This is a genomic window from Stenotrophomonas nitritireducens (assembly GCF_001431425.1).
GTDB classification, from domain to species: domain Bacteria; phylum Pseudomonadota; class Gammaproteobacteria; order Xanthomonadales; family Xanthomonadaceae; genus Stenotrophomonas; species Stenotrophomonas nitritireducens.
The window spans coordinates 19,273-32,199 of the sequence record NZ_LDJG01000016.1 but is presented as its reverse complement, the minus strand read 5'-3'; the positions used below and the strand labels follow the sequence as shown (position 1 = coordinate 32,199).

Below are 12,927 nucleotides of genomic sequence, written 5' to 3'. Positions count from 1 at the left end.
ACGGACGGCGCACGGGGACGGTCGCCGGCCCGCACGGATCCTGCATGATTCATGGTGGAGCCGGCCCGCCGGGCGAAGGTCGCCTACAATCCGCGTCCTCCTGTTCGATGACGACGTGCCGATGCCCGCGAAGCCGATGTCCGCCGCCGGAAAATTGTTTGCTGTCGCCGCCCTGATCGAGGGCGCGACCTGGGCCGGGCTGCTGGTCGGCATGCTGCTCAAGTACGGTACGCAGACGACCGAACTGGGCGTGTGGCTGTTCGGGCGCCTGCATGGGCTGGCGTTCCTGTTCTACGTGGTGGCCAGTGTCCATGCCGGTGTGCGGCAGCGTTGGCCGCTGTGGGCGCTGCTGCTGGCCCTGCTGGCGGCAGTGCCGCCGCTGGTCACCGTGCCGCTGGAATGGTGGTACCGCCGCCGCGGCCTGCTGTCGCCCGCGCGCTGAGCCGGCCGCCGCTTGGCGGCCGCCATGGGGGCAGGGTGCCTGGCGGTGGCATCGATGATGCCGTCGCCGCCTGGCCGGGGATGCGGGCCAGGTGCCGGCGATGCGGTCGATCCGCCGCACCGGGCATGTTCGCAGCCTGTTTAGGTTCGATCTTCTAGCTTTTAGCGCTTGCCTGTCTCTCGGAGAGCCCCGTGCACCACGGAAGCCCTGTTTCCTCCGTTCCCGTCCCCCTGCCGGTGACGGCGCTTCCTTCCTTCCAGGCGCGTTCCGGCGCGCGGTGGAAGCCATGAGCGATGCGTCCAGCGCCCTGCGCGACGCCGGCATCGCGGTGCTGCCGGCGGAAAGCCCGCTGCCGATGCCCGTGCAGTCGCTGCGGCAGGGGCGCCTGCAGGGGCGGCGGCAGGACACCTCGCCGCCGAACATCGTGCTGCGCCGGCTGTACGTGTTCGGCAGCACGGTGGCGATGACGGCGGTAGCCACCTGGATGATGGCCGGGGTGCTGGCCAATGGCGGCATCAACGTGCTCGAAGCCTGCCTGCTGGGGTTGTTCGTGCTGCTGTTCGCGTGGATCGCGTTTTCCTTCGTCAGCAGCCTGGCGGGCCTGCAGGCCCTGCTGCGCGGGCGGCGCAAGCTGGGCATCCATCCGCATGCGCCGCTGCCGCAACTGCGCAGCCGCACCGCGCTGCTGATGCCCACCTACAACGAGGACCCGCGGCGGATGATGGCCGGGCTGCAGGCCATCTACGAATCGGTGGCGGCCACCGGCCAGCTCGACCGCTTCGATTTCTTCGTGCTCAGCGACACCACGCGCCAGGCCATCGGCCGTGCCGAGGAACAGGTGTTCGCGCGGCTGGTCGAGGCCAGTGGCGGCCGTGGCCGGCTGTTCTACCGGCGCCGCGCCGACAACGCCGGGCGCAAGGCCGGCAACATCGCCGACTGGGTGCGGCGTTTCGGCGGCGCCTATCCGCAGATGCTGATCCTGGACGCGGACAGCCTGATGACCGGCGAGGTGATCGTGCGCCTGGCCTCGGCGATGGAGAACCATCCAGGGGTCGGCCTGATCCAGTCGTTGCCGGCGGTGGTCGGCGGGCGTACCGCGTTCGCGCGCATGCAGCAGTTCGGCGGACGCGTCTACGGCCCGGTGATGGCCTATGGCGTGGCCTGGTGGCATGGCGCGGAGAGCAACTACTGGGGCCACAACGCGGTGATCCGCACCCGCGCCTTCGCCGAGCAGGCCGGCCTGCCGGAACTTCCGGGACGCAAGCCGTTCGGCGGGCACGTGCTCAGCCACGATTTCGTCGAGGCCGCGCTGATGCGCCGTGGCGGCTGGGCCGCGCACATGGTGCCCTACCTGCAGGGCAGCTACGAGGAGGGCCCGCCGACGCTGACCGACCTGCTGATCCGCGACCGCCGCTGGTGCCAGGGCAACCTGCAGCATTCCAAAGTGGTCACCGCGGCCGGCCTGCACTGGATCAGCCGCGTGCACATGCTGGTCGGCATCGGCCACTATTTCACCGCGCCGATGTGGGCGATGCTGATGCTGATCGGCATGGCCATCCCGCTGGTGCATGGCGGCATCGACCTGGCCGAGGAACTGCACCTGCGGCTGTCGCCGGTGCACTACTGGCGCGGCCTGGACGAACAGGGCGTGCTGTGGGTGTTCGTCGTGACCATGGGCGTGCTGCTGGCGCCCAAGGCGATGGGCTACGTGGCCATGCTCAGCGCGCGCAGCGAGCGGCAGGGGTGCGGCGGCGCCCTGCGCGCATTCGTCTCGGTGCTGCTGGAAACGCTGCTGGCCGCGCTGATGGCGCCGGTGGTGATGTACGTGCAGTCGCGCGGCGTGGCCGAAGTGCTGGCCGGCAAGGACTCGGGCTGGGATGCGCAGCAGCGCGACGATGGTCGTGTCTCGTGGGTCGCCTTGCTGCGCAGCTATGGCGGGCTGAGCGTGTTCGGCCTGGCGATGGGGGCGATGGCCTATGCGGTATCGCCGTCGCTGGCGGCATGGATGGCGCCGGTGGTGATCGGCATGGCGCTGGCGGTGCCGGTGGTGGGCCTCACCTCTTCGCGCAAGATCGGCGACTGGCTGCGGCGACATCGGTTGCTGTCCATCCCCGAGGAGAGCGCGCCGCCGCTGGTGCTGGTGCGGGCGGCCGAACTGCGTGCTGCGGCGATGCAGGAGCCGCTTTCCGTGGAGTAGCAGGGCGGCTCCTTGTTCTGTTGACGGCCGCGGTTTCTGGTTTGGTTTCCGGCTGTAGAAAGGATCGGGTGTCGTAACGGGTTGAAGGGTGAAGATGCCTTTGCCTTTGCCTTTGCTTTCGCTGTTGCTGTTGCTGTTGCTGTGCCTTTTGCTTTCAGAACCCCTTCCGCAGCGACGGAGCCGACGGACAAGACCCCGCAGGGGCGACGTGCATGGATGCACGTCGTTTTTCGACACGACAGGGACGTCCTGTCGAAAAATCCCGGCGGCGGAGTGGACCCGGAGTGCCGCAGGCACGGTGGGCGCGGAGGCAGGGGCGTGTTTTCTCTTGGTTACTTCTCTTTGCACGAGCAAAGAGAAGTAACTCGCTCCTGCGAAGCAGGGGCGAAAGCTTTGCTTTCAAGCTTCTGCTTTCATGTTTGGCCTCTGCCTTGATCTCTGGCTTGGTCCTTTGACTATCGCGTTGGTACAGACGTCTAGAGGAAGCCAGAGCAAGGCAGAAACAGGATCAAAGGCTTTCGCTCCCCTTCGGGGCGCGAGCCACCTTGACCAGCCATTCGGCTGTTGAAAAAGCCCCTCTTTGCTCGTGCAAAGAAACGTGGCCCAAAGAAAGCACGCCCTGCCTCCACGCCCGACGCGCTGTGCGCGCCGGGTCCACTCCGCCAGCGGGATTTTTCTACGCGACATCCATGTCGCGTAGAAAAACGACGCACATCCATGTGCGTCGCCCTTCGGGTTTTTCCCGCCGGCTCCGTCGCTGCGGAAGGGGATACGGAAGTCAAAAACCAGGGCAAAAGCAAAATCACAGCAACAGCAAACGACCAGCATCGGCCTTGCCTCCCGCCCACAGGCATAATGCGCCCCGGTCCCTTGGAGTCGCATGCAATGCTGGAAACAGTGGAACAGGAAACCGGCGCGGCGCCGGAATGGTCGGTGATCTGGCTGCACGGGCTGGGTGCCGACGGCCATGACTTCGCGCCGATCGTGCCGGAGCTGGTGCGGCCGCACTGGCCGGCGATCCGCTTCGTGTTCCCGCATGCGCCCAAGCGCCCGGTCAGCATCAACAACGGCATGCCGATGCGCGCCTGGTACGACATCGTCAGCCTGGATTTCCGCAGCCGTGCCGACGCCACCGGCGTGGCCGAGTCGGTGGTGCAGGTGGAGGAGCTGATCGCGCGCGAGCAGGCGCGCGGCATTCCCCTTGGCCGCATCCTGCTGGCGGGCTTCTCGCAGGGCGGCGCCATCACCCTGTCCGCCGGCCTGCGCCGGCGCCAGCCGCTGGCGGGGTTGATCGCCCTGTCCAGCTATCTGCCGGAAGTGGATGCCGCCGCCGCGCAGCTGGCGGAAGACGCCACCGCGCAGCCGGTATTCATGGCCCACGGCAGCGGCGACCCGGTGATCCCGGTGCAGATCGCCGAGCACAGCATGCAGGTGCTCAAGCAGCTGGGCTTCGGCGTGGAGTGGCACCGCTACCCGATGGCGCACCAGGTCTGCGCCGAGGAGATCCAGGCCCTCGGCGACTGGCTGCAGGCGCGTTTCGCACAGGACTGACGCCGGCGGCGGCCCCCGGGGACGGCCGGCAGCTGCCGGTCCGTGCCGGGGTTGGCTAACATGCGTCATCCGGGGAGGACTGCAGGGCAGGGGATGGCGATGAAAGTGCTCATTGCCGATGACGAACCGCTGGCGCGCGAACGCCTGCGCATGCTGCTGTCCGCCCACGGCGACGTGGTGGTGGTGGCCGAGTCCGGCGACGGCCAGGCGACGCTGGATGCCTGCGCGCGCGCACAGCCGGACGTGGTGCTGCTGGACATCGCCATGCCCGGCATCGATGGCCTGGACGTGGCGCGGCATCTGGCGCGGCTCGAGCCGCGCCCGGCGGTGGTGTTCTGCACCGCCTACGACTCGCATGCGCTGTCGGCGTTCGAGGCGGCCGCCATCGACTACCTGATGAAGCCGGTGCGCGGCGAGCGGCTGGCAACCGCGCTGGAACGGGCCCGGACCTTCCTCGCCGGGCGGGTCGGCGCGGCGGTACCCGCCGCGGCCGGGCGCCGGGTGCTGTGCGCGCGCCTGCGCGGCAACCTGCGGCTGATCCCGCTGGAGGATGTGTTCTACCTGCAGGCCGAGGAAAAGTACGTGGTGGTCCACCACGTCCATGGCGAGGACCTGATCGAGGAGTCGCTGCGCTCGCTGGAGGAAGAGTTCGGCACGCGTTTCGTGCGCATCCACCGCAACTGCCTGGTTTCCCGGGGACGCCTGCAGGAACTGCGGCGGACCGCGGCCGGGCAGGTGCAGGCGGTGCTGCGCGGCGTGGCGCAGCCGCTGGAGGTGAGCCGCCGCTGCGTGGCGGCGTTGAAGGCGGAACTGGCCGGCACGTGAGCACTGCGCCGATAATGGCGCCATGAACATGCTGCGCATCGCTACCCGCAAGAGCCCGCTCGCCCTGTGGCAGAGCGAACACGTCGCCGCCCGCCTGCGCCACGCGCACCCGGGCCTGTCGGTCGAACTGGTGCCGATGAGCACGCGCGGCGACGAAGTACTGGACCGCTCGCTGGCCGCCATCGGCGGCAAGGGGCTGTTCCTCAAGGAACTGGAACTGGCGATGCTGCGCGGCGAAGCCGACTGCGCGGTGCATTCGCTCAAGGACGTGCCGATGGAACTGGACGCGCCGTTCGCGCTGCCGGCGATCCTGGAGCGCGCCGATCCTGCCGATGCCTTCGTCTCCAACCGCTACGCCACGCTGGACGCGCTGCCGCATGGCGCCGTCGTCGGCACCTCCTCGCTGCGCCGCCAGGCCCAGCTGCGCGCGCTGCGCCCGGACCTGCAGTCGCGCGACCTGCGCGGCAACGTCAACACCCGCCTGGCCAAGCTCGATGCCGGCGACTACGACGCCATCATCCTGGCCTGCGCCGGGCTGGAACGCCTGGAACTGGGCGGACGCATCCGCGACCGCCTGCGCGCGCCGCAATGGCTGCCGGCGCCGGCGCAGGCGGCCGTGGCGGTGGAATGCCGCGCCGATGCCGCCGGCGTGATCGCGCTGCTGGAGGTGCTGGACGATGCGGGCACGCGCGCCTGCGTGGAAGCAGAGCGGGCGATGAACCGAGCGCTGGACGGCAGCTGCCACGTGCCGGTGGCCGGGCTGGCGCAGTGGCGCGGCGATGACCTGTGGCTGCAGGGTCTGGTCGGCGGCGTCGCCGACGGGCGCAGCGTCCGCGCCGAGGCGCAGGGGCCCGGCAGCGATCCGGAGACGCTGGGCCGCGCGGTGGCGCGGCAACTGCTGGATGCCGGTGCCGGCGAACTGCTGCGGTAGACAGGCCCGGAAACGACGCAGGAGCGCACTTGGGTGCGCTCCTGCGGGTATCGCGCCAGGAGGGCGGCTTACTTGAAGCTGTAGACCACGTTCATCGTGGTCAGGGTATCGGTCTTGCGCTTGTCCTCGGCCACGTCGCTGTTGTAGCGGGCCTGCCAGCCGGCCTTCAGCGCGAAGTGGCTGTTCATCGCCACCGAAACGCCGAAATCGTTCTGCGCGAAGGTGTTGTACGAACCAGACTCGACCAGCAGGGTGTTCACCAGGTCGGTGTTCTCGGTGAGGCCGAACTTCAGGTCGAACAGGCCGCGGCCGATCAGGCCGGTGCGGTTCTCGTCGGTCTCGGAATTGTGCGAGCGGCGCACGCCGGGGCCGATCTGGGTGTCCAGGACCAGGCGCTTCCCATCGATCAGGCGGGTGCCGTAGCCCAGACCGAAGCTGCCCTGGCGGTCGTAGGTGGCGAAATCGTCGCTTTCATAGCGCACCGTGGCGGTCAGCTGGCGGTGCTCGCCCAGCTGCAGGGCGCTGCCGGCGCTGGCGGTGTAGCGGTTGGCGGTGGTCTGGCGTTTGCGGTAGGTGCTGCCGTCGTCGGCGGTCTGCTTGTACTCGGCGCTGGAGCGCAGGCCGAACAGGTCCATGCTGTGCACCCAGTCGTCGTCGGTGTAGCGCAGCTTCAGGCGGCCGTTGAAGCTCTCGGTGGTGCTGTTGCCGTGGGCCGAGGCGAAGCCGAGTTCGCCGCCGCTGCCGCTCCAGGGCGAGGTCATCGCGGCAGGGTCGGAGGCATCGTCCGCCCACGCCATCGGGGCGCACAACAGCAACGGCAGGAACAGGGAAACACGCAGGGACATCGGGAGATCTCCGGGAGAAGTCGGGAACGGGAAGCGTTTTCATGATACCGGATGGCTCCGCCCCGCCAGCCGCCCCCTCCCGGCCGCTTCGCCCCCGGTTAAGCCTGGCGGCCTCCTTGCCGCGCGCCATTCAGCGCCGAGTCGGACATAATCGGGCCATGGACCGCTACGAACGCATCAACGCACTGCATCGCCAGCTCAAGTCCGCCCGCTACCCGATCACGGTGGCGCGCCTGCAGGATGAACTGGGCTGCTCACGGGCCACGGTCTACCGCGACCTGGCCTTCCTGCGCGACGCCCTGATGGCGCCGGTGGAGGGCGACGGCGAGGCCGGTTTCCGCTACCAGAGCGGGGAAAGCGACCGCTTCGAACTGCCCGGGCTGTGGCTCAGCTCGGAGGAGCTGCATGCGCTGCTGGCCTCGCAGCACCTGCTGGCGCGTACCGGCGGCGGCGTGCTGTCCTCGGTGCTGGCGCCATTGCAGCAGCGCATCGAAAGCCTGCTGGCGGCCCAGGCCGGCGCCTCGTCGTGGCCGGTGGAGCGGGTGCGGGTGATCCCGCACCGCGGCCGCAAGCTCGACGAGGCCAGCTTCCGCACCGTGGCCTCGGGCGTGCTCGAGCGCAGGCAGCTGTCCTTCGATTACCGCGCGCGTTCGACCGACGAGGTCACCCGGCGCACGGTCTCGCCGCAGCGCATCACCCATTACCGCGACAACTGGTACCTCGACGCCTGGGACCATGGCCGCGAGGCGCTGCGCAGCTTCGCGGTGGACCGCATCCACAAGGCGCGGGTGATCGACCAGGTCGCCCGCGACATCCCCGACGGCGAGCTGGACGAGCAGCTGGGCGCCGGCTACGGCATCTTCTCCGGCGCGCCCAAGGGCTGGGCAACCATCGTGTTCAGCGCCAAGGCCGCGCGCTGGGTGGCCGACGAGCACTGGCACTCCAAGCAGCAGGGCCGCTTCCTGGCCGACGGCCGCTACGAGCTGAAGGTGCCGTACAGCGTCTCGCGCGAACTGCTGATGGACGTGCTGCACTACGGCTCGGATGCGGAGATCGTCGAACCGCAGTCGCTGCGCGAGCAGGCCAAGGCGCTGCTGTCGCTGGCGCTGAGCAACTACGACTGAGGCTGCCCGCCGCGCAAAGCCGGCCGGCTTGACCCAGGTCATGGGGCGGCGGTGGCGCCCTCGCCAGAATCGATGGCCCCGATGGCACGGAGCCGCCGCATGGCCTTCCACGATCTGCGCGGTTTCCTGCAGCACCTGGGCGCACGCGGCCAGCTGCGCGAACTCCCCGTGCCGGTGGACCCTGAACTGGAAAGCACGGCGCTGTGCCTGCGCGCGCTGCAGGCACAGGGACCGGCGCTGCTGATGCCGGCCACCGGCTCGGCGCATCCGCTGCTGGGCAATCTGTTCGGCCACCGGCGCCGCATCGAACTGGCCCTGGCCGGGCGGCCGCTGGCGTCGCTGCGCGAACTCGGCGAATTGCTGGCCGCAGTCAAGGAGCCGCGCTGGCCGGACAACCTGCGCCAGGCGCTGGCGCAGTGGCCGGAACTGGCGCAGCTGGCGCACGTGGCGCCGCGCCGGGTGGACGAGGCCGCGTTCAACGAGGACGTGCGCAGCGGCGGGGACGTCGACCTGGGCGTGCTGCCGGTGCAGCGCTGCTGGCCGGAGGATGCCGGCAGGCTGGTCACCTTCGGCCTGGTGGTCACCCGCGGCACGCGCCAGGCGCGGCAGAACGTGGCGATCTACCGGCAGCAGGTGATCGGCCGCAACCGGGTGATCATGCGCTGGCTGCCGCACCGCGGCGGCGCGCTGGATTTCGCCGACTGGCAGGCCGCGCACCCCGACCGGCCATTCCCGGTGCTGGTGGCGATCGGCGCCGATCCGGCGACCCTCCTGGCCGCCGTGGCGCCGCTGCCCGACACGCTGTCCGAATACGAATTCGCCGGCCTGCTGCGCGCCTCGCGCACCCGCGTCTGGCGCAGCGGCCTGACCGGCCTGGACGCGCCGGCCGGCGCGGAGATCCTGCTGGAAGGCTTCATCCAGCCGGGCGACACCGCGCTGGAAGGCCCGTTCGGCGACCACACCGGCTACTACAACGCGCAGGGCACCTTCCCGGTGCTCACCATCGAGCGCATGCGCCTGCGCGCTGGCGCGATCTACCACGGCAGCTACATGGGGCGCGCGCCGCACGACGAACCCTCGGTGCTGTCGATGGCGCTGAACGATGTGTTCGTGCCGATCCTGCGCAAGGTGTTCCCGGAGATCGTGGATTTCTACCTGCCGCCGGAAGCGTGCTCGTACCGCGTCGCGGTGGTGAGCATCCGCAAGCAGTACCCGGGCCATGCGCGGCGGATCATGATGGGTATCTGGTCCTACCTGCGCCAGTTCACCTATACCAAGTTCGTGATCGTCACCGACGAGGACATCGACGTGCGCGACTGGCCGCAGGTGATCTGGGCAATCTCCACGCGGGTGGACCCGGCGCGCGACAGCATGCTGGTGGAGAACACCCCGATCGACTACCTGGATTTTTCCAGCCCGACGCCGAACCTGGGTTCGAAGCTCGGGCTGGACGCCACCCACAAGTGGCCGGCGGAGACCAGCCGCACCTGGAGCCGGCCGATCCGGCTCGATCCGGCGGTGGAGCGGCGCGTGGATGCGCTGTGGCGCACGGCGATGGCGGACTGAATCAGTCCGCCGTGGCGTCCCACTGCGGGTCGTCGAACAGCTGCGGGTAGCGCGCCAGCGCCGAACGCATGCCTGCGATCTCCTGCACCGGCACCTGTTGCGATGTACGCACCGCTTCGGCGCCGGCCAGGAACTGCGCCAGCAGGCCATGCAGCGCCACGTCGGCATCGGGTTCCAGCCTGCAGTTGGCGAAGATGCCGTCGACCGCGGTGTCGATCAGCGCCGCGGTGCTGCGGGCCTGGGCGATGCCCATGTGGCCGTGTTCGTAGTGCTCCAGCGCCTGCACCGCCACGCGGATGCCGCGCATGCCTTCGCGCAGCGGTGCGTCGGTGGTCCAGCGCTGCGCGGGCGCGGGCGCGGGCGCGGGCGCCGTGGCGGCAGCTGGCGCGTGCGCGTGGGCGGCGTGCGCCGACTGCGCGGTGGCCAGCTGTGCGGACAACGCGCCTGCAAGGATGAGCGTGGAGGCGGAAAGCAGGGTCGTGCGTCGCATCGTTCTTCTCCGGGACGATGGGAGATGCCCACCTGCGACGCAGCATCACACGCGCCCGGCATGCCGCCCATGATCCACGTCAACGCCGTACGCGGACGCAGCTTGACCCATGTCAAGGACGTGCGCGGCCACCGGCAGGATCATGCCGGCTCCATCGCGCTGGAGCCACCGCATGCAACTGGTATGTCCCGCCGGCAATCTGCCGGCCCTGCAGGCGGCGGTGGATGCGGGAGCCAACGCGGTCTATGCCGGCTTCCGCGACCAGACCAATGCGCGCGCCTTCCCCGGCCTGAATTTCTCCGACGACGAGCTGCGCGCCGGCATCCGCTATGCGCATGCGAGGAAGGCCAGCGTCTACCTGGCGCTGAACACCTATCCCGACAGCGCGCGCCTGAAGGACTGGCATGCCGCCGTGGACAAGGCCGCGGCACTGGGCGCCGATGCCATCATCGCCGCCGAGATGGCGGTGCTGGACTACGCCGCGCGCACCCATCCGCGGCTGCCGCGCCATCTTTCCGTGCAGGGCTCGGCGACCACCGCGCCGGCCCTGCGCTATGCATACGAGCGTTTCGGCATCAGCCGCGCGGTGCTGCCGCGCGTGCTGTCGCTGCAGCAGGTGGAGCGGTTGTGCGAGAAGTCGCCGGTGGCGCTGGAGGTGTTCGCCTTCGGCAGCCTGTGCATCATGGTGGAAGGCCGCTGCCAGCTCTCCAGCTACGTCACCGGCACCTCGCCCAACCGCCACGGCGTGTGTTCGCCGGCGAAATTCGTGCGTTGGGAAGAGCAGCACGACGGCAGCCGCAGCGTCCGCCTGAACGACGTGCTGATCGACGAATTCAAGCCGGAGGAGCCGGCCGGTTATCCCACCGTGTGCAAGGGCCGCTTCGAGGTCGGCAACGAGATCTTCCATGCGCTGGAGGAACCCACCAGCCTCAATACGATGGAGCTGCTGCCGCGACTGAAGCAGATCGGCGTGGCCGCGCTGAAGATCGAGGGCCGCCAGCGTGGCGTGGCCTATGTCGGTCCGGTCACGCGTACCTGGCGCAGGGCCATCGACCAGGTCATGGCCGACGAAGCGCGCTGGCAGCTCCGGCCGGAATGGCAGGCGGAGCTGTCGCGCCACGCCGAAGGCCACCAGACCACGCTGGGCCCGTACCACCGCGCCTGGCACTGAAGGAACAACGATGAAACTCAGCCTGGGTCCGCTGCAGTACTTCTGGCCGCGCGAACGTACGTTCGCGTTCTACCGCGAGGCGATCCACTGGCCGCTCGACATCGTCTACCTCGGCGAAACCGTGTGCAGCAAGCGCCGCGAGCTGCGCACCGCGGACTGGCTGGCGCTGGCCGGGGAGCTGGCGGCGTCGGGCAAGCAGGTCGTGCTGTCCACGCTGGCGCTGATCGAGGCCGAATCCGAACTCAGCGTGCTCGACCGGCAGGTGTCGCACGGCGGTTTCTGGATCGAGGCCAACGATCTGTCGGCGGTGCAGCTGTGCCGCGAAAAGGGCCGTCCGTTCGTGGCCGGGCCCTCGCTCAACGTCTACAACCACCGCGCGCTGGCGATGCTGGCAGAGGACGGGCTGCGCCGCTGGGTGCCGGGCGTGGAGCAGGGCCGCGCGCTGATCGGCGAACTGGCTGATGCCTGCATCGCCGGAGGCGGCGCAATGCCGGAGCTGGAAGTGACGGCGTGGGGGCGCCTGCCGCTGTCGTACTCGGCGCGTTGCTTCACCGCCCGCGCGCTGGACGTGCCCAAGGACCAGTGCGGCTTCCGCTGCATCGAACATCCCGATGGCATGCCGCTGGCCACCCGCGAAGGGCGCCCGTTCCTGCGCATCAACGGCATCTCGGTGCAGGGCGAGGAAATCACCGACCTTGGCCCGGAGCTGCCGGAACTGCGTGCGCTGGGCGTGGACATCCTGCGCCTGTATCCGCAGGCCGCGGGCATGGAAGCGGTGGTGCGGCATTTCGATGCCGCCCGCGCCAGCGTGGTGGCGCCTGCCCGCATCGGCCAGCGCAACGGCTACTGGCATGGCGAACCGGGCATGCGCACGACCGCATGAGCCCGTGCATCCCGCCCGCGAGGCGGGATGCGCTTGCGCTCAATGCCGCCGCGCATGGGCCTCGCGCGCGGCCCGCAGCAGCCGGCTGCCGCGCTGCAGGGCGATCCGCTGCGCCAGCGGTATCGCTTCCCAGGGCATGCGGTCGAGCAGGTTGCGCAGCAGCAGGCCCAGTTCGGTATCGCCGGTCAGTTCCAGCCGGCGCTGGAAGAACAGGGTGTCGGCGTCCTCCTGGCGGCTGGCCAGCAGCGACAGGTCGGTGGCGCTGCCGCGGATCGTGGCTTCCGCATCGCCCTCGGCCAAACGCAGGCGGCCATCGGCCAGCTCGATCACCCAGCGCAGGCCGAGATCGCGCACGTCGATGCCGAGCCGCCGGCCTTCGAGGGCCTCCAGGCTGCGCAGCACCTCCGGCGCGGAGACGGCGCGTTCGAGTACGCGCGGAACCACCCGGGCATGCACCGGTTCCGGTATCCGCGACAGCAGCGGGCGCCAGTAGCGTGGCGGCGGCAGCCAGCGCAGCAGGCGGGAGGCGAGGCCGGACGGGGAGGGAATGGACATGGCGATGCCTTCGGAAGCGGGCGGGGAAGCGGCCGGTGTGAGCTGGCGATGGTGGGCCTGGGCGATCAGGGTCTGCATCACCGGCACCACGCTTTCGCCCTCCAGGCCGCGAAGGCGCGCGCGCCGTCGCGCGCGCTCGAGTACGGCGCGTTCGCGTTCGGGATCCCGCCGGCACAGGCCGGCGTGCGCCTTGGCGCGGCCGGCGATGGCAGCCAGCCGCTGGCGCCCGGCGAACAGTTCCACCATGCCGTCGTCGACCCGGTCGATAGCGTGGCGCGTGCAGGCCAGTACCAGGCGGTCGAACCAGGCATTCATGATTGCCGGCCCGGTCGTGGGCCGGGTGTCGC

Annotated in this window: 12 protein-coding genes; 9 read left to right on the top strand and 3 right to left on the bottom strand. The window is 69.9% G+C overall.

What is annotated here, in order from left to right; translation table 11 throughout:
• The first annotated feature begins 136 nt into the window (after nucleotides 1-136).
• The 5 genes from ABB22_RS11245 to hemC all read left to right on the top strand — a co-directional run bounded on the left by ABB22_RS11245 (nucleotide 137) and on the right by hemC (nucleotide 5,946).
• Complete coding sequence (locus ABB22_RS11245) at nucleotides 137-442, top strand: DUF3817 domain-containing protein (protein ID WP_055772663.1); 306 nt, start codon at nucleotides 137-139, stop codon at nucleotides 440-442.
• Between the two features lie 286 nt (nucleotides 443-728).
• Nucleotides 729-2,639 (top strand): glucans biosynthesis glucosyltransferase MdoH, encoded by a 1,911-nt coding sequence (mdoH, locus tag ABB22_RS11240; RefSeq protein WP_057505227.1) that lies wholly within the window; start codon nucleotides 729-731, stop codon nucleotides 2,637-2,639.
• 885 nt (nucleotides 2,640-3,524) lie between these two features.
• Nucleotides 3,525-4,190, top strand: a complete 666-nt coding sequence (locus tag ABB22_RS11235; RefSeq protein WP_057505226.1) for an alpha/beta hydrolase — start codon at nucleotides 3,525-3,527, stop codon at nucleotides 4,188-4,190.
• Between the two features lie 99 nt (nucleotides 4,191-4,289).
• Complete coding sequence (locus ABB22_RS11230) at nucleotides 4,290-5,015, top strand: LytR/AlgR family response regulator transcription factor (protein ID WP_055772661.1); 726 nt, start codon at nucleotides 4,290-4,292, stop codon at nucleotides 5,013-5,015.
• A 22-nt stretch (nucleotides 5,016-5,037) separates the two neighbouring features.
• Entirely contained in the window at nucleotides 5,038-5,946 is a 909-nt protein-coding gene (hemC, locus tag ABB22_RS11225) for a hydroxymethylbilane synthase (protein ID WP_057505225.1), read from the top strand.
• A gap of 68 nt (nucleotides 5,947-6,014) precedes the next feature.
• On the opposite strand, the gene ABB22_RS11220 is transcribed toward hemC, so the two are convergent.
• Complete coding sequence (locus tag ABB22_RS11220; RefSeq protein WP_055772439.1) at nucleotides 6,015-6,791, bottom strand: DUF481 domain-containing protein; 777 nt, start codon at nucleotides 6,789-6,791, stop codon at nucleotides 6,015-6,017.
• Between the two features lie 158 nt (nucleotides 6,792-6,949).
• Here ABB22_RS11220 and ABB22_RS11215 point away from each other — a divergent pair, with 158 nt between their 5' ends.
• Nucleotides 6,950-7,915, top strand: a complete 966-nt coding sequence (locus ABB22_RS11215) for a helix-turn-helix transcriptional regulator (RefSeq protein ID WP_057505224.1) — start codon at nucleotides 6,950-6,952, stop codon at nucleotides 7,913-7,915.
• Between the two features lie 99 nt (nucleotides 7,916-8,014).
• Complete coding sequence (locus ABB22_RS11210; protein ID WP_057505223.1) at nucleotides 8,015-9,481, top strand: UbiD family decarboxylase; 1,467 nt, start codon at nucleotides 8,015-8,017, stop codon at nucleotides 9,479-9,481.
• A gap of 1 nt (nucleotide 9,482) precedes the next feature.
• Here ABB22_RS11210 and ABB22_RS11205 read toward each other — a convergent pair whose 3' ends face one another.
• Nucleotides 9,483-9,971 (bottom strand): DnrO protein, encoded by a 489-nt coding sequence (locus ABB22_RS11205; RefSeq protein ID WP_152984146.1) that lies wholly within the window; start codon nucleotides 9,969-9,971, stop codon nucleotides 9,483-9,485.
• A gap of 172 nt (nucleotides 9,972-10,143) precedes the next feature.
• Here ABB22_RS11205 and ubiU point away from each other — a divergent pair, with 172 nt between their 5' ends.
• Together ubiU and ABB22_RS11195 are read left to right on the top strand one after the other, a co-directional pair.
• Entirely contained in the window at nucleotides 10,144-11,142 is a 999-nt protein-coding gene (ubiU, locus tag ABB22_RS11200; protein WP_057505221.1) for a ubiquinone anaerobic biosynthesis protein UbiU, read from the top strand.
• A 10-nt stretch (nucleotides 11,143-11,152) separates the two neighbouring features.
• A complete protein-coding gene (locus tag ABB22_RS11195) occupies nucleotides 11,153-12,025 on the top strand; it encodes a U32 family peptidase (protein ID WP_057505220.1) in 873 nt (290 codons plus the stop codon).
• A 39-nt stretch (nucleotides 12,026-12,064) separates the two neighbouring features.
• On the opposite strand, the gene ubiT is transcribed toward ABB22_RS11195, so the two are convergent.
• A complete protein-coding gene (gene ubiT / locus ABB22_RS11190; protein WP_057505219.1) occupies nucleotides 12,065-12,895 on the bottom strand; it encodes a ubiquinone anaerobic biosynthesis accessory factor UbiT in 831 nt (276 codons plus the stop codon).
• Between the last annotated feature and the right edge of the window lie 32 nt (nucleotides 12,896-12,927).